At 75.7% G+C, this 17,051-nt stretch carries 10 protein-coding genes; 2 read left to right on the top strand and 8 right to left on the bottom strand.

Annotation, left to right across the window (positions count from 1 at the left end; all coding sequences use genetic code 11):
- Nucleotides 1–48 precede the first annotated feature (48 nt).
- The 4 genes from amrb99_RS53055 to amrb99_RS10005 all read right to left on the bottom strand — a co-directional run bounded on the left by amrb99_RS53055 (nucleotide 49) and on the right by amrb99_RS10005 (nucleotide 4,461).
- Nucleotides 49–1,185, bottom strand: coding sequence for an acyl-CoA dehydrogenase family protein (locus amrb99_RS53055; RefSeq protein WP_190855127.1), 1,137 nt, complete (start codon nucleotides 1,183–1,185; stop codon nucleotides 49–51).
- A gap of 19 nt (nucleotides 1,186–1,204) precedes the next feature.
- Nucleotides 1,205–2,434, bottom strand: a complete 1,230-nt coding sequence (locus amrb99_RS10015; RefSeq protein ID WP_190855125.1) for a cytochrome P450 — start codon at nucleotides 2,432–2,434, stop codon at nucleotides 1,205–1,207.
- Nucleotides 2,427–2,930: an SRPBCC family protein gene (locus tag amrb99_RS10010; protein WP_190855122.1), complete on the bottom strand. Its 504-nt coding sequence runs from the start codon at nucleotides 2,928–2,930 to the stop codon at nucleotides 2,427–2,429. Before amrb99_RS10010 ends, amrb99_RS10015 begins: the two co-directional genes overlap by 8 nt.
- 82 nt (nucleotides 2,931–3,012) lie before the next feature.
- Nucleotides 3,013–4,461 carry an MFS transporter gene (locus amrb99_RS10005; RefSeq protein WP_190855119.1) on the bottom strand — a complete coding sequence of 483 codons (1,449 nt, stop codon included), beginning with the start codon at nucleotides 4,459–4,461 and terminating at the stop codon, nucleotides 3,013–3,015.
- 264 nt (nucleotides 4,462–4,725) lie between these two features.
- On the opposite strand from amrb99_RS10005, the gene amrb99_RS10000 reads away from it, so the two are divergent.
- Complete coding sequence (locus tag amrb99_RS10000) at nucleotides 4,726–5,604, top strand: AfsR/SARP family transcriptional regulator (protein ID WP_190855116.1); 879 nt, start codon at nucleotides 4,726–4,728, stop codon at nucleotides 5,602–5,604.
- A gap of 32 nt (nucleotides 5,605–5,636) precedes the next feature.
- Nucleotides 5,637–6,062, top strand: a complete 426-nt coding sequence (locus tag amrb99_RS09995) for a nuclear transport factor 2 family protein (protein WP_206699888.1) — start codon at nucleotides 5,637–5,639, stop codon at nucleotides 6,060–6,062.
- Nucleotides 6,063–6,149: 87 nt separating this feature from the next.
- Here amrb99_RS09995 and amrb99_RS09990 read toward each other — a convergent pair whose 3' ends face one another.
- Genes amrb99_RS09990 through amrb99_RS09975 form a run of 4 tightly spaced genes read right to left on the bottom strand, consistent with a single transcriptional unit; the run spans nucleotide 6,150 to nucleotide 16,997 of the window.
- The gene (locus amrb99_RS09990) at nucleotides 6,150–6,410 is read right to left on the bottom strand and encodes an acyl carrier protein (protein WP_190855112.1); all 261 of its coding nucleotides are present in this window, start codon (nucleotides 6,408–6,410) and stop codon (nucleotides 6,150–6,152) included.
- A complete protein-coding gene (locus tag amrb99_RS09985; protein WP_190855110.1) occupies nucleotides 6,407–7,375 on the bottom strand; it encodes an aromatase/cyclase in 969 nt (322 codons plus the stop codon). Before amrb99_RS09985 ends, amrb99_RS09990 begins: the two co-directional genes overlap by 4 nt.
- Before the next feature lie 8 nt (nucleotides 7,376–7,383).
- Nucleotides 7,384–8,163, bottom strand: coding sequence for an SDR family NAD(P)-dependent oxidoreductase (locus amrb99_RS09980; RefSeq protein WP_190855108.1), 780 nt, complete (start codon nucleotides 8,161–8,163; stop codon nucleotides 7,384–7,386).
- Nucleotides 8,160–16,997: a type I polyketide synthase gene (locus amrb99_RS09975; RefSeq protein ID WP_190855106.1), complete on the bottom strand. Its 8,838-nt coding sequence runs from the start codon at nucleotides 16,995–16,997 to the stop codon at nucleotides 8,160–8,162. The genes amrb99_RS09980 and amrb99_RS09975 overlap by 4 nt, the downstream gene beginning before the upstream one ends.
- Nucleotides 16,998–17,051: the final 54 nt, after the last annotated feature.

Below are 17,051 nucleotides of genomic sequence, written 5' to 3'. Positions count from 1 at the left end.
TTTCCGGTCGGTTCCGCCCGCGGGGGCGGTCGCGCCCCCGGGAGCGGGTCAGGTCCGCGCGGCGAGCGCCTCGACGAAGCCGGGCGCGGCGCGCTCGGGGCGCAGCGCGGCGTGCGAGCAGCCGACGGTGACGTCCCGCCAGCACCGCTGCAGCGGGTCGCCGCGGTCCTGCGCGGCGGTGCCCGCCGACCTCATGAGCGCGTTGACCGCCTCCACCAGCAGGGACGCCGCGTAGGAGGCGCGGTTGGCGTTCTCGAACGCGCGCGGGCGGCCCTCTCCGGCGTCCAGCGCGGACACCACCTGGTCGATCAGCAGTTCGGCCGCCTCGATCCGGGCGGCGGAGGTCGCGACGGCCAGGGACGCCGCGTCGCCGGCCGGCGGCGGGCCGCCGGTGCGCGGCGCGCCGGAGGACGGGGCCGCCGCGCGCTTGGCGGCGGCCGTGCGGGTCGCGGACGCGAGGGCGCCGCGCGCCGCGCCGATCAGCGCGGAGATGCAGGTCAGGCCGCCGACGGCGGGGAGCGGGACGTTGTGCTGCGGCGCCTGCGAGGTGTGGTTCAGCCCGCCCATCACCTCCTTGAACAGCGCCGTCCGGTGCGCGGGCACGAACGCCTCCTCCACCGCGAGGGTGTGGCTTCCGGTGGCCCGCATCCCGACGGCGTCCCAGGTCGGCTCGCAGGTGTAGTCGGCGCGGGGCACCGCGAAGAAGCGCGGTTCGACGCCGCCGGACGCGGGCCCGGCGATGAACGCCCAGTCGGCGAACTCGACGCCGCTGACGTAGCGCCAGCGCCCGCGCAGCAGGAAGCCGCCCTCGGTCTCCTCGGCGGACCCGGCGGGCACGAGGCCGGGGACGAGCAGCGCGCCCGGCGTGCCGTCCCACAGGTCGCGCTGGCCGTCGATCGGCAGGTGGGCGGCGAACCGGCCGGTGTAGGCGAACATCGCGGCGCACCAGGCGGTCGACGCGCACGCCTCGCCGAGCTCGACGACCGCTTCGGTGAGCTCGCGGAACGTGGACTCGGCACCGCCCCAGCGGGCGGGCACGAAGTGCCGGGGCAGCGCGGTGGCGGTCACGGCGGCGACCGCCTCGCCGGACAGCCGCCCGGTGCGGTCGGCCTCGTCCGCGTGCGCGGCCGCGGCCCGCACCGCCGCGTCGAGGGCCGCGCGCTCGTCGGTCATGGTCGTGGTCACGGTCATCACTCCAGACGGGTCACCAGGTCACGGGCAGCGCCTCGACGCCGTACACGAGCCCGCCGTCCTTGAAGGACAGCTCCTCGAACGGGACGGCGAGCCGCAGGTCGGGCAGCCGGCGGTAGAGCGTGCGGAAGACGACCTCCAGCTCCAGCCGCGCCAGCTCGGACCCGAGGCACAGGTGGCGGCCGTGGCCGAAGGCCAGGTGCTTGCGGGACCCGCGGGTGATGTCGAGCTCGTCGGGGCGCTCGAACGCCTCGGGGTCCCGGTTGGCGGCGGCGGTGAGCGGGAAGACGCCCTCGCCCTCCCGCACCTCGGTGCCGGAGATCGTCAGGTCGGTGCGCGCGACCCGCGCCGTGGTGAGGTCGGTGACGCTGAGGTAGCGCAGCAGCTCCTCGACGGCGGCCGGCGCGAGGTCGGGGTCCTCGCGCAGCAGGTCGAGCTGGCCGGGGTGGCGCAGCAGCGCCAGCGTGCCGAGCGCGATCATGCTGGCGGTGCTCTCGTGGCCGCCGTTGAACAGCAGCCGGGTGAGGTGGACCAGCTCGTCGAAGTCGTCCTCGCGCGGGAAGGCGCCGGTGAGCTTGGCGACCAGGTCGTCCCCGGGCTCGTCGTACTTGGCGGCGACCAGGTCGCGGAAGTAGGCGTCGAGCTGGTTGACCGCCTCCTTGCGCTCGGCGGCCGAGGCGGTCCCGCCGAACATCGTCCGGGTGCGGACGTGCAGGAAGTCCTTGTCCTTCGCCGGGATCCCGAGCAGCTCCATGATCACCGAGATGGTGACGGGCAGCGCGAAGCCGGCGAGCAGGTCGGCCGGGGGTCCCGCGTCCAGCAGCGCGTCCACCTGCCCGTCCACGATCTCCTCGACGCGGGGGCGGAGCAGCTTGACGCGCCGGACGGTGAAGTCCTTGGCGACCCGCTTGCGGTACTCGGTGTGCCGCGGCGGGTCCATGCCGAGCAGGGACGAGTTGAGCGTGAAGTCCTTCGGGATCGGGAACGGGGCGGGGAAGCCCGGGTGGCCGCGGTCGTTGCCGAGCCGCTCGTCGTTCAGGGCCTCCCGGACCTCCGCGTACCGGGTGACGACCCAGGTCGGCTCGCCCGCGGAGCGGGGGACCCGGGTGAGGCCCGGCCGCTCGCGGCACTCGCGGTGCCGGTCGGGCGGGGCGAACGGGCCGGGGCGCCGCCAGGGGAAGGGGGCGCCGCGCGGCTCCTCTTCCTGCGGGAGGGCGTCGTGCGGGCATTCGCGGTCAGGCATGGTCGCCTCCTGGAGTGAGGGTGGCGGCGAACGTCGCGAGCGTCTCGCCGGGGCTCGGGCCGTCGATGGCCGCGCGGATGCGCCCGGCGGCCCGGCCGTGCCGGGCCAGCTCGACATGGGCCAGTTCCACGCGGGTCGCGTCCGGCCCGCGCCGGGTGAAGGTCACCTCGACGCGGCTGGCCCGCTCGTCGTCGTCGATGGGGCGGAAGTCGCCGTCGATGCGCCACGTCAGCACGAGGCGGTGCGGCGGCTCCCAGACCAGCACGCGGCCCCAGTCGAGCTCGGAGCCGTCGGTGGAGCGCTCGTACCAGCGGCCGCCCGCGCGCGGTTCGAAGACCACCCGCTCCCGCGCGGCGACCAGCACGTGGCTCTCCGGCCACCATTCGGTGGGCCGCCCGGTGAAGTGCGCGAAGGCGCGCTCCGGCGGGACGGGGACGTCGACGGACTTGCGGACGGGAGGGACCGTGGTCGCGGTCGCGGGCTGGCTCGCATCCATGGCCCCAATCTCGCCCGTGTCCGTCGACGTCCTGTCGGGATGCTGTCGAGGGCCGTGCCCCGGCAGGTCCCGCGCCGGGGGCTCAGCCGCGCGCGGCCTGCTCCTCGTCGCGGCGGACCTTCGGGACGGCCAGGGCGGCGGCCGCGCCGATCAGCGGGAACAGCGCGGAGACCAGCAGGGCCCGGTCGAAGCCCGCGGCGAGGTCCCGCGCGGTGGCGTGCGCGCCGTGCGCCACGTCGGAGGTGTGCGCGGCCGCCACGACCGCCAGGATGCCGAGGCCGAGCGCGCCGCCGACCTGGCGGCTGGTGTTGAGCAGCCCGGAGACCAGGCCCTGCTCGCGGTAGCCGACCTCGGAGGTGCCCGCGACGGTCATGGACGCCGACACCAGGCCCTGGCCGATGCCGAGGACCAGCGTCGGGCCGAACAGGTCGGCGAGGAAACCGGCGCCCGCTCCGGCGCCCGACAGCCAGGCCAGCCCGGCCGCGGACAGCAGCAGCCCGGCGACCAGCAGCGGCCGCGGGCCGACCTTCGGCACCAGCGGGGCGATGCCGCGCGCGGCCACGACGATGCCGAGGGACAGCGGCAGGTACGCGAACCCTGTCTCCAGCGGGCTGTACCCGAGGACGAGCTGGAGCAGCAGCGTGAACAGGAAGAACGTGCCCCACAGGGCGGCGGTGCTGGTGAACGCGACCAGGTTGGCCGCCGTGACGGAGCGGTTGCGGAAGATGCCGAGCGGCACCAGCGGGTGCGTCCTGCGGCGGACCTCGTTCACCGCGAACAGGGCCAGCAGGACGACCGCGAGGCCGAGGCTCACGATGATCTGCGGCGAGTCCCAGCCCTCCTTCTCGGACCGGACGATGCCGTACACGAGCAGGATCAGCCCGGCCGTGATGGCGAGGGCGCCGGGCAGGTCCATCCGGCGGTCGTCGTCCTCCTTGCGGGACTCGGTGACCGCGTACGCCGCGCCGACCGTCAGCAGGACGCCGACGGGGACGTTGACGAGCAGGATCCAGCGCCAGGAGAGCCATTCGGTGATGGCGCCGCCGACCAGCGCGCCGATCGCGCCGCCGCCCGCGGCGACCGCGCCCCAGAGCCCGAACGCCCGGGCGCGCCGCTCCTTGTCGGTGAAGGTGGTGCCGAGGACGGTCAGCGTCGCCGGGGCCATGACGGCGGCCCCGAGCCCCTGGACGCCCCGCGCGGCCAGCAGCGAGGCCGGGTTCCAGGCCAGGCCGCCGGCCAGGCTCGCGAGGGTGAAGACGGCGATGCCGCCGAGGAAGACCCGGCGCCGCCCGTAGATGTCCGCGAGCCGCCCGCCGAGCAGCAGGAATCCCGCGAACACGATCGTGTACGCGTTGATGATCCATTGCAGCGAGTCGGTCCGGAAATGCAGGGCGGATCTGATGGAGGGAAGCGCGACGTTCATCACCGAGGCGTCCAGCACCACCAGGAACTGCCCGGCGCAGCAGATGGCGAGGACGAGCCCGAGCCGCTCTGACGTGCCCCTCTCGGCAACCGTCGTATCGGTCGTCACCGAGGATCACTCCTCTTCGGTCGACGGGGCGTTCTCTGACGCCGCGCTTGATAACCGAAGGCGGGCGGGAGGAAACGCGTTCGCGCGGACCGCGGAGTACTCCTTTCGATACCCCCGGGCGTGCCGGAAGGCGTACGCGGCGATGGGCGTTCGGGAGCATCCGGCTCACCGAACGACGATCGGGCGCTTAACGGCCGCCTTCCCGGCAAAAAGCGGCGAATGTCATGAAAGGACCGCGACAGAACGACGGAGGTCGAAACTCGGATGCTGCGCTTCAAGCTGCTCGGCCCGCTGGAGGTCGCGGGCGGCGGATCGGCGTTCGCACCGACCGCGCCGCGCGTGCTGAACACGCTCGCGCTGCTGCTGGTGCGCACGGGCCGCGTCGTGCCGCTCGACACGATCATCGAGGAGCTGTGGGGTGAGGACCCGCCGCGCAGCGCGGCGCGCACCGCGCAGACGTACGTGTACCAGATCCGGCGCTGGCTGACCGCCGGCGACGGCCCGGCGCCGGGCAGGGAGGTGCTCGTCACCCGCCCGCCCGGCTACATGCTGCGGGTCGCGCCCGAGCAACTGGACCTCAGCCGGTTCGACCGGCTGCTCGCCGAGGGCCGCGCGCTGCTTCAGGACGGCCGCTCCGCCGACGCGGTGGAGCCGCTGTGCCGCGCGCTCGACCTGTGGACCGGTCCCCCGATGGCGAACGTCGAGCTGGGCCGGGTGCTGGAAGGCCACGCGGCGGCGCTGGACGAGCACCGCGCCCACGCGCTGAACCTGCGCATCGAGGCCGACCTGCGCCTCGGCCGGCACCGCGAGCTCATCGGCGAACTGCGGTCGCTCGTCGCGCTGAAACCGTACGACGAGTGGTACCACACGCTCCTGGTGTGCGCGCTGGCACGTTCCGGCCGCCGCTACGACGCCCTGGAGGCCTTCCACACGGCCCGCCACATCCTCGCCGAGGACCTGGGGCTCAGCCCGTCGCCCGAGCTCAGCGAGGTGCACGCCGCCGTCCTGCAGGGCGAGCAGCCCCGGACGCCGCTCGCCTGCACGGCGGCCGCGGACGCCGGCCCCGCCCGGGCCGCGGCGGCCGTGCCGAGGCCCCGGGCCCCCCGCAACGCCGGGCTGCCGTCCGCGCAGCCCGTCCACTGACCGGACAACCCACTCACCGAAGGGACGCACCAGTGCCGACCACCATCGCGCCCGCCGAGCTGCGGGCCGACATCGACGCCTTCTACGCCTGGCACATGCAGCTCCTCGACGCCGGAGAGGTCGAGGAGTGGGCGGAGGCCTTCACCCCCGACGGCGTCTTCGACGCCCAGGGCCACCCCGAGCCCGTCCGCGGCCGCGACGCGATCCGGTCGGCGTCCCGGGCCGTCGCCGACAAGCTCGCCGAGGCGGGCATCGTCCGGCGCCACTGGCTCGGCATGAGCCACATCGTCCCGGAGGACGGGAACGTCCGGGTGCGCAGCTACGCGCTGGTGTTCCAGTCGAGCCGGGAGAAGGGGACCGTCCTGCACGCGAGCACCACCTGCGAGGACGTGCTGGTCCCCGACGGCGGTTCCTGGCTGATCCGGGAACGGGTCGTCCGGGTCGACGGGATGTCCTGACCGGGGAATTCCCGAACGCCGGAAAGGCGCACGCGAAAGAGCCGGCGGCCCGCACGGGCCGCCGGCTCTTTTTCGCCGTTCCGGTTCCTACACGGTCTCCCCGATCCTGGCGTTGACGAATTCCAGGTACTCGCGGGGCGTCTTCAGTTCGGCTGTCTCCTCCTCGGGCAGTTCGACGCCGAGCTTGCGCTCCACCTGCGCGGTGGTCTCCATGACGGCGAGCGAGTCGTAGCCCAATTCGGAGAAGGGCACCTCCAGGAGGTCGTCCGAACCGTCCTGCAGGGCCTCCGCCTCGCCCGCCGCCGCGCGCAGGGCGTCCTTCAGGTCGTCGAGGGTCAGTTCCTTCATTTCCCGCTCCTTTCGTTCTCCGCGTACCGCTTGGCGGCGCGCAGGGTCGCCCTGCTGTTGGCGCCGAGCGTCTCGCGGATCTTCCTGCGCACCGCCGGCAGGTCCATCCCGCCGGCGGCCGGTCCTCCCAGCGCCCCGGGGTCGATGACGACCGTGTGCCGGGACGTGACGCGCACCGCGCCGTCCCCCGCGGGCTCGAACAGCCACTCGCCGTTGTGCGTGCGCATGACGGGAGGCGTCGTGGTCTGCTTGTAGACGATGCGCTCCCCCGGCACGCACACCCGGCCGGACGCGGTGGTGTGCGCGGAGCCGTCCGGCGACCGGGTGTCCATCTCCATGAACTGGAGGCCGGGCTCGTCCTCGGTGAGCGCGACGCGCGCCACGTGCGGGAGCCGCTCGGGCCACCGGTCGCACTCGTTGACGAAGTCGTAGGCCGCCTGCAGCGGGCCGTGGACGAGTTCGCCGTCGCTGAACTCCAGGGTCAGGTCGGCGGCGGCGCCGGTCTCGGCCGCGTGCCTGAGCGCGTCCAGCTCCTTGCCGCTGTTGGCCTCGACCGCGCCGTCGATGAGCGCGAGGGCGTCGGGGTCGTCGTCCACGGCGGAGTAGTCGTGGATCAGGACGACGTGGGAGCCGCCGCCCTCGCCGGGCTCGATCCGCCAGGTCCCGTGCATCGCGGCGACCGGCGCGCTCGGCTCGGCCTGCGCGAACGCGACGGTCCGCGCGCCGGGGTCGAGGGCACGTTCCGACACCCAGGTGCGGAGCGCGCCGTTGGCGAGCGCCCAGATCCGGATGCGCTCCGCGCGGTCGTCGCCGGAGAGCCGGACGGCGTGCACGGTCGGCGGGAAGTGCACCGGCCAGGACGTCACGTCCGCCACGATCCGGTAGACCGCGTCCGGCGGCGCGTCGATCCGGGTGGCGTGCTCGGTGTGCCGGACGGTCGGCGAAGTGCCTTGTCGTACGGTCATGGCGCTCCTCAGAAGTTGCCGAGCCCGCCGCACACGTTGATCGCCTGTGCGGTGACCGCGCCGGTGTCCGGACCGGTCAGGTAGGCGACCATCGCGGCGACCTCGTCGGGCGTCGTGTAGCGGCCGAGCGGGATCTTGGCCTCGAAGCGGGCCAGCACCTCGCCCTCGGTGACGTCCCAGTAGTCGGCGTAGCCGCGCCGGATCGTCTGCGCCATCGGCGTCTCGACGTAGCCGGGGCAGACGGCGTTCACGGTGACGCCGCTCTTGGCCAGCTCCAGGCCGAGCGCCTTGGTGAAGCCGACGACGCCGTGCTTGGACGCCGAGTACGGCGCCCCCAGGACGACGCCCTGCTTTCCGGCCGTGGACGCGATGTTGACGATGCGTCCCCATTCGGCGTCCTTGAGCCCGGACGCCAGGAACTCGCGCGTCACGCGGAAGACGCTCGTCAGGTTCGTGGCGACGACGTCGTCCCACAGCTCGTCGGGGATCTCGGCGGTCTGCCCGCCGCCGCCCCGGCCGACGTTGTTGACCAGGACGTTGATCCGGCCGGCCGCGTTGGCCTCCTCGACCGCGGACCGGATCTGGCCCGCGTCGCGGACGTCGCACGCGGTGCCGTCCACGTCGCCGCCCTCGTCGCGCAGCTCCTTGACGGTCCGGGCGACGGCCTCGGCGTCGCGCGCGCAGATGAACACCCGCGCGCCCTCGCCCGCCAGCCGTCCGGCGACCGCGCGGCCGATGCCGCTGGTCGCCCCGCTCACGAAGGCGTGGCGTTCGCGCTGTCCACTCATCGTCCCTCCTCCTTCTCTTCGGCGTTGCCGTCACCGGGCGGCAGCTCCGCCCGGATGACCCCGGCCAGTTGGGCGGGGGTCGGGTTGTCCATGACCGCGGTGGTCGGCAGCTCGATCCCGAGCTCGCGGTTGACGCGGTTGCGCAGGTCGACGCTGAGCAGGGAGTCGAAGCCGAGTTCCTTGAACGCGTCGTCCGGTCCGACGGCACCGGGCTCGGGGTACCCGAGGATCTCCCCGGCGGTGTCGCACACGGCCGCGGTCAGGACGCGTTCCAGGTCGTCGCCGGAGACGCCGCGCAGGCGCTCCGTGAGACCGGTGCCGGACACCTCGTCGGCGGCGGCGGGCTCCGGGGCCTCGCCGACGATGTCGGCGAGCATCGGGACCGTGCCCGGCCGCACGTCGCGGACGTCCAGGTGCATCGGGACCAGTTGCTCGCGGGACGACCGCAGCGCCGCGTCGAACAGGGCCAGCCCGCGTTGGGCGGGCAGCGGCGCGATCCCGGTGCGGCGCAGCCGGTCGACCTGCTCGCCGGACAGGTGCCCGGTCATGCCGCCCTCCTCGTCCCAGAGGCCCCAGGAGAGCGAGACGGCGGGCAGGCCGCCGGCGCGGCGGTGGCGGGCGAGGGCGTCCAGCCAGGTGTTGGCGGCGGCGTAGTTGGACTGCCCGGGCGCGCCGAGCACGCCGACCGCCGAGGAGAACATGACGAACGCCGTCAGATCGGTGTCCCGGGTCAGCTCGTGCAGGTGCCAGGCGGCGTCCACCTTGGGGCGCAGGACGGCGTCCACGCGGTCGCCGGTGAGCGTCGCGGCGAGCCCGTCGTCCAGGACCCCGGCGGCGTGCACCACTGCGGTCGGCGGATGCTCGGCCAGCAGGCGGGCCAGGGCGTCGCGGTCGGCGATGTCGCAGGCGGGGAAGGCGACCTCGGCGCCGAGGCCGGTCAGCTCCGCCTCCAGGTCCGCGACGCCCTCGGCGGCGCGTCCCCTCCGGCCTGCCAGGACGAGCCTGCGGACGCCGTGTTCGCGGACGAGATGCCGCGCCAGCAGGGCGCCCAGCTTCCCCGTGCCGCCGGTGATGAGCACCGTTCCGGCGGGGTCGATCGCCGCAGGCGGCGGGACGGTGAGGACGAGCTTGCCGGTGTGCTCGGCGCGCCGCAGGGTGCGCAGCGCCTCGGGCGCCCGCCGCACGTCGTGGGTCTGGATCGGGAGGGGCTGCAAGGCGCCGTCCTCGTGCAGGTCGAGCACGGTCCGCAGGACCCCGCCGACCCGTCCGGGCTCGACGCTGAGCAGGTCGTAGGCGGCGTAGCGGACGCGGGGATGCTCGGCCGCCACGGCCTCGGGGTCGCGGATGTCGGTCTTGCCGATCTCCACGAAGCGGCCGCCGGGGCGCAGCACCCGCAGCGAGGCGTCCACGGTCTCGCGGGCCAGCGAGTTGAGGACGACGTCGATCCGCCCCCGGAACCGCTCCTCGAACTCCAGGTCCCGGGACGAGGCGATGTGGTCGGCGTCGAGGCCGAGGTCGCGCAGCACGTGCTGCTTGGGCGGGCTCGCGGTGGCGTACACCTCGGCGCCCAGGTGCCGGGCGAGCTGGACGGCGGCCAGCCCCACGCCGCCGGTGGCCGCGTGGATCAGCACGCTCTCCCCGCGTCTCAGCTCCGCGATCTCGGCGAGGCACTGGTAGGCGGTGGCGAAGACGATCGGCACCGACGCGGCGCGGGCGAACGTCCAGCCCGGCGGCATCGGGACGACCTTCCGGGCGTCGGCGACCGCGACGGGCCCGTGCGAGCGCTCGAACACGCCCGCGACCCGGTCTCCGCGGCGCAGGGTCGTGACGCCGGGTCCGGTCTCGGTGACGATCCCGGCTCCTTCGCTGCCCATGGTCCGTTCGGTGGGGACCAGGCGCAGCGCTACGGCGACGTCCCGGAAGTTCAGCCCGGACGCCCGGACGGCGATGCGGACCTCGCCCTCCCCGAGCGGCCGCGCGGCCTCGGGCGCGGGGACGAGCGCCAGGTCGTCCAGCGAGCCGCGGCGGGTGACGTCCAGCCGCCAGGCGCTCCCGTCCGGGACGTCCGGCGGGGTGAGTTCGTCGTCGTCTGCGGGGGCCAGCCGGGGCGCGTACAGGCGGCCCCGCCTGACGGCCAGTTCGGATTCCCCGGTCGCGAGCGCCCTGGGCAGCGCCTCCTCGGAGCGCGGGTCGCCGTCGCCGTCGATCAGGACGAGGCGTCCCGGCCGTTCGGCGCGGGCCGAGCGCACGAGCCCGGTCACCGTCGCCTGCGCCAGCCCGGCCACCTCGTCGCGCGGCAGGACGCGTTGCGCGTTCCTGGTGGCGACGGCCACCGCGTCGGAGTCGGGGATGTCCTGGAGGCGCTCCAGGACGGCCCGTGCCGCGCGGTGGGCGTCGTCCGGCAGGAGGCCGTCGAGGTCGGGAACGGGCACGATGTGCACCTCGGGCGCTTCGGGCGCGTCGCCGTCCGGTCCGTCCGGCAGCTCGCCCCATCGGGTCTCGTAGAGGCCGCCGGGCGCGTCTTCGGCGAGCGGCCGCAGGTCGAGCGACTCCACGGCGGCGACCGCGCGCCCGTCGGCGTCGGCGGCGTCCAGCCGGGCCGTCCCGTCGCCGTCGCGGGTCAGCCGCACGCGGAGCGACGAGCCGCCGGCGGGCCGGCAGGTGACGCCCTTCCAGACGAACGGGACCTCCGGCGGTCCTTCGCCGGGCAGGAGCAGCGGGTGCAGGGCCGCGTCCAGCAGCGCGGGGTGGACGCGGTGCCCGCCCCGGTCCTGGTCGGAGCCGACCTCGGCGTAGAGGTCGTCGCCGTCGCGCCACGCGCGGCGCAGACCGCGGAAGGCGGGGCCGTAGCCGTAGCCGCGTGCGGCGAGCCGGTCGTACGCGCCGTCCAGCGGCAGCGGGTCCGCGCCGGGCGGCGGCCAGTGCTCGGCGTGACGCATCGGCTCGGGCTCCGCGCCGTCGTCCAGGGGTCCCGCGTCGCCGTCCAGGGTCCCGGTCGCGTTCCGCGTCCAGTCGCCGGCGCCGCTCGGCCGGGACTCGATGACGACCGACCGGTCCGCTCCCGCCAGGAGGCGGACCTCGACCTCGCCCGAGGCGGGGACGCCGAGCGGGCGCTCCAGCACCAGCTCGCGCAGGCGCGCGTGGCCGATCCGGGCGCCCGCCGAGCAGGCCATCTCGACCTGGGCGGTGCCGGGCACCAGGATCTCCCCCGCCACCTCGTGGTCGGCGAGCCACGGGTGCCGGGCGACGGACAGCCTCCCGGTGCGCAGGAGGCCGCCGCCGGGCAGTTCCACCTCGGTGTCCAGCAGCGGATGCCCCGCCTTCGCCGCGCCCGCGACGCCCGCCGCGCCCGCCGCACCGGCCCCGGCGGGCCGCCAGTAGCGCTGGGGCTCGAACGGATAGGTCGGCATCGGGACGATCCGGCCCTCGGGGACGAACACGTCCCAGTCCACGCGCACGCCGTCCGCGTAGGCCGCGGCGGCGGCGGTGAGGAACTGCGCGAGCCCTCCGGCGTCCCGCCGCAGCGTGCCGAGGACGGTCACGTCGCGCTCCCCCGCCGCCTCGGCGATCGCGCGGGCCAGCACGGGATGCGGGCCGACCTCGACGAACCGCGTGTGCCCGGCGTCGATCAGCGCGCGCACGGCGTCGTGGAACCGCACGGTGCCGCGGATGTTGTCGAACCAGTAGCGCTCGTCCATCGCCCGGTCGAGCGGCCCGCCGGTCAGCGTGGACCACAGCGGGACGGACGGCTCGGCCGGGTCGAGCCCGGCGAGGTCGGCGAGGAGCGGGTCGCGCATCGGCTCCATGGCCTCGGTGTGCGAGGCGTAGTCCACATCGACGAGCCGGGCGTCGACGCCCGCGTCCTGCAGCCGGGCGACGAACGCGTCGAGGGCGTCGGCGTCCCCGGCGACGACGGTGGAGGACGGCCCGTTCACCGCGGCCGTCCACACCCGATCGGGCAGCTCTATCTCGTTCGCGGGTAGCGGCACCGACGCCATGCCGCCGCTACCCGCGACCTTCCGCAGCGCCTGGCTGCGCAGGCAGACGACCTTGGCGGCGTCGTCCAGCGACAGGGCGCCGGACACGCAGGCGGCCGCGATCTCGCCCTGCGAGTGGCCGACCACCGCCGCCGGGCGGACGCCGGCCGACTCCCACAGCCGGGCCAGCGACACCATGACGGCGAACAGCGCCGGCTGGACGACGTCCACCCGGTCCAGCGGATCGTTCTCCAGCACGTCGCGCAGCGACCAGTCGCAGTGGGCCGACAGCGCCCACTCGCACTCGGCCATCCGGTCGCGGAACACCGGGGACTCGCGCAGCAGGTCGAGGGCCATGCCTCGCCACTGCGCCCCCTGCCCGGGGAACACGAACACCGGATCGGACGCCTCGCGCGCCTCCGCCCGCACGACGGCGGGCGACCGGTAGCCGCGCACGGCCGCTGGCACCCGGCCCTCGCCCGCCAGGGTCTCCAGGCCGTCCATGAGGTCGTCGCGGGTGTCGCCGACGACGGCGGCGCGCCATCGCATCGGCGTCCGCGCCGCGAGCGTCCGGGCGACGTCGGCGGGCCGCTCCTCCGGGTGCGCGGCCATGAACGCGCGGACCCGCTCGGCGTGGGCGCGCAGCGCGGTGCCAGTGCGGGCCGACAGCGGCAGCGGGACGGGGCCGGGACGATCCGGTTCCCCGGCGGGCGGCGCCGCGGCCTCCTCGACGATGACGTGCGCGTTGGTGCCGCTGATCCCGAACGAGGAGACGGCCGCCCGGCGCGGGCGGTCCCCTCGCGGCCAGGGCGCCGGTTCGGTCAGCAGGGCGAGGCCGCTCTCGTCCCAGTCGACGTGCGGGGACGGCGCGCCCACGTGCAGCGTGCGGGGCAGCCGCCCGGCGCGCAGCGCCTCCACCATCTTGATCAGCCCGCCGATGCCGGCCGCCGCCTGCGCGTGCCCGATGTTGGACTTCAGCGAGCCCAGCCGGACGGGGTCGCCCCCGGGGCGGGCGGCGCCGTAGGTGCGGGCCAGCGCGCCCGCCTCGATCGGGTCGCCCAGCGCGGTGCCGGTGCCGTGCGCCTCGATCGCGTCCACGCCCTCCGGTCCGATCCCGGCGCGGTCGAGCGCGTCCCGGATGACCTGCTCCTGGGCGGTGCCGTTCGGCGCGGTGAGCCCGTTGCTGGCCCCGTCCTGGTTGACGGCGCTGCCGCGCAGGACGGCCAGGACGGGGCGTCCCGCCCGCCGGGCGTCGCCCAGCCGCTGCAGGACGGCCAGCCCGGCGCCCTCGGCCCAGGCCGTGCCGTCGGCGTCGGCGGAGAACGCCTTGCAGCGGCCGTCGGAGGCGAGGCCCTGCTGGCGGCCGAAGTCCAGGAACATGCCGGGGGTCGCGAGCACGGTGACGCCGCCCGCGAGCGCGGTGTCGCACTCGCCCTGCCTGATCGCCTGCGCCGCCATGTGCACGCTGACCAGGGACGCCGAGCACGCGGTGTCCACGGTGACGGCCGGGCCGCGCAGCCCGAGGACGTAGGCGATGCGCCCGGACGCGACGCTGGGCGCGGTGCCGGTGAGCCGGTGGCCGCGCGTGCCGTCGTCGGGTTCGGCGAGGCGCGGGCCGTAGTCCTGGGCGGTGGCGCCGACGAAGACGCCGGTGCGGCTGCCGCGCAGCGCGCCGCGGTCGAGCCCGGCCCGTTCGAACGCCTCCCACGCGGCCTCCAGCAGCAGCCGCTGCTGCGGGTCGATCCCCGCGGCCTCGCGCGGCGAGATCCCGAAGAACGCCGCGTCGAACTCGGCGGCGCCGTCGAGGAACCCGCCCGCGGCCGGCCCCTCCGGCAGCTCGTCGAGGTCCCAGCCGCGGTCGTCCGGGAACGGACCGATCGCGTCGGTTCCGGCGTCCACCAGCCGCCACAGGTCCTCCGGCGAGCGCACACCGCCCGGATAGCGGCAGCTCATCGCGACGATCGCGATGTCGTCCTCGTTCTCGCCGGGCTCGGTGGGCGGGCCGTCGGCCGTCCGGGTGCCGGGGGCGGGGTGCGCGGTGCCGGGCTCGGGGCGCAGGGCGCCGGCGAGCTCGGCGGCGGTGGGGTGGTCGAACAGCAGCGAGCCGGGCAGGTCCCGGCCGAGGGCGGCCGACAGCCTGTCGCGGATCACCACGGCCATCCGCGAGTCCACCCCGAGCTCCCGGAACGGCACGTCCGGGTCGGCCGCCGCGCCGGCTCCGAGCGCCTGCTCCAGGGTCTCGGTCACCAGCCGCCGCGTGTCGGTCTCCGGCGCGGCGGGACCCGGCGGGTCCGCGACGGTGTCGAGCCAGTGCCGCTCGCGCTGGAACGCGTACGTCGGCAGATCGACGAGGCGGGCGTCCGGACCGAAGAAGGCGTCCCAGTCCACCCGGCCTCCGGAGAGGTGGATCCCGGCCAGGGCCGTCACCGCGCCGGACACCTCGTCCTGCTCGCGCGGCATGCAGGGCAGGACGGTCACGGCCGGATCGGACACGTTCGCCGGGATCAGGTCGGTGAGCGCGGTGCCGGGCCCGGCCTCGACGAACCGCCGCGCGCCCAGCGCGTGCAGCGACCGCAGGGCCTCGCCGAACCGGACGGTCCGGCGCGCGTTGCCCGCCCAGTGCGCGGGGTCCGCGAGCCGCGCGGCGTCCACCTCCGCGCCCGTCACCGACGAGACCAGGGACGGACCGCCGTCGGGCCGCCGCCAGTCCAGCCCGGCGGCGACGGCGCGCAGGTCGTCCAGGAGCGGCTCGACGAGCGGGGAATGGACGGCGCGGCCGATTCGCAGCCTCGTGGTGCGCCGCCCCGAGTCCGCGAAGCGCTCGGCGACCTCGGCCACGGCCTCCTCGTCCCCCGCGATCACCACCGACCGGGGGCCGTTGGCGGCGGCGACGTCGGCGCGGTCGAGCCGGTCCGCGAGCGCGGCGCGGGCCTCCTCCTCGCCCGCCTCCACCGCGACCGCGACGCCGGACGCCAGCCCCTCGAACAGCCGCCCGCGCGCCGCGACGAACTCCGCCGCGTCCGCCAGCGGGAGCACCCCGGCGACGTGCGCGGCGGTGATCTCGCCGAGGGAGTGGCCCGCGACCAGGTCGGGGCGGACGCCCCACGACTCCAGCAGCCGGAAGAGCGAGACCTCGACGGCGAACACGGCGGGCTGCACCAGCTCCTGGCGGTCCAGACCGCCGCTCCACATCGCCTCGGTGATCGGCGTGCCGATCGCCGGTTCCAGCGCGGCGCCGGCCTCGTCGAGGGCCCGCGCGAACGCCGGGTACGTCTCGTAGAGGCGGCGTCCCATGCCCGCGCGCTGCACGCCCTGGCCCGGGAAGAGCAGGGCGGTGCGGCCGTCGCGCCTCCGGACCCGGACGACTCCGGGCGCGTCGCGGCCCTCCGCGAGATCGCGCAGCCCCGCCGGGTGGTCGCCGGTCACGACGGCGCCGTGCTCGAACGCCGTTCTCGACACCGCGAGCGAGCGGCCGACGTCCCGCGGCTCCGGCCGTGTCGCGGCCAGCTCGGCGAGGCGTCCGGCCTGGGCGCGCAGCGCCCGCTCCGACCGTCCGCTCACCACCCACGGGACGGGTCCGGGCGCGGGCTCGGGCTCGGGAGCCTCTCCGGCGTCGGCGCGGGGCGCCCCGGCGAGGACGAGATGGCAGTTGGAACCGCCGAGCCCGAACGCCGAGACGCCCGCGACCCGCTCCCCCTCCGGCCAGTCGCCGGGACGGTCGTGGACCCGCAGGTTCAGGCCCGCGAGGTCGATGTCGGGGTTCGGGTCGGCGAAGTTCGCCGTCGCGGGGAGCCGCCCGCGCGACATCCCCGCGGCCGTCTTGATGAGCCCGGCGATCCCGGCCGCGCCCTCTAGGTGGCCGATGTTCGCCTTCACCGAGCCCACCAGCAGCGGCTCGCCCGGGGGACGGGCCGCGCCGAGCACGCCGCCCAGCGCGGCGGCCTCCACCGGGTCGCCGCGCCGCGTCCCGGTGCCGTGCAGCTCCACGTACTGGACCGCGCCCGGATCGACACCGGACCGCTCGTAGGCGAATCGCAGCACCTCTTCCTGCGCGTCGCGGCTCGGCGCGGTCAGCCCGGGTGTGGCGCCGTCGTTGTTGACCGCGCCGCCGAGGATCACGCAGTGCACGCGGTCGCCGTCCCGCAGCGCCGCGTCGAGCGGCTTGAGCACCACCGCGCCCCCGCCCTCGCCGCGGACGAAGCCGTTGGCGGCCGCGTCGAGCGGACGGCACCGCCCGTCCGGTGACAGCGCGCCCAGCTCCCGCAGCGCGTCGTCGCTCTCCTCCGCCAGGTTCACCTGCACGCCGCCCGCGACGGCGAGCCCGCAGTCGCCGTCCCGCAGGCTCTGCACCGCCTGGTACACCGCCACCAGGGAGGACGACTGGGCGGTGTCGACGGTGACGCTGGGGCCGCGCAGGCCGAACACGTGCGAGACCCGCCCGGAGATGAAGCCGCGGCGCGTCCCGGTCAGCGTGAACGGCGAGGTCTCGGCGCCCGCGTGGCGGGCCTGGAGGAGCCCGTAGTCCTCGGCCATCGCGCCGACGAACACACCCGTGCGGCTCTCGTGCAGGGAGGCGGGCAGGACGCGGGCGTCCTCCAACGCCTCCCAGGTGAGCTCGAGCATCAGGCGCTGCTGCGGGTCGAGCTCGGCGGCCTCGCGCGGCGGGACGCCGAAGAAGTCCGCGTCGAAGCCGTCGACGCGGTCGAGGAAGCCGCCGCGCCCGCGCGCGCCCTCGCGGTCGCCGGGCGCCGGGCGGATGGCCTCGTCGCCGCGCATCAGCAGCGACCAGAACTCCTCCAGGCCCGGTCCTCCGGGGACGCGGGCGGACATGCCGATGACGGCGATGGGGATGCTCATTGCGGTTCCAGCTCCTCCGTCGTCTGGCGGGGTCTCGGGCCCGTCGGCGGGCCC

This window comes from Actinomadura sp. RB99 (assembly GCF_014706005.1).
GTDB lineage: Bacteria > Actinomycetota > Actinomycetes > Streptosporangiales > Streptosporangiaceae > Spirillospora.
Note: the sequence above shows the minus strand (reverse complement) of the source record. Positions and strands in the feature narration are given on the sequence as shown.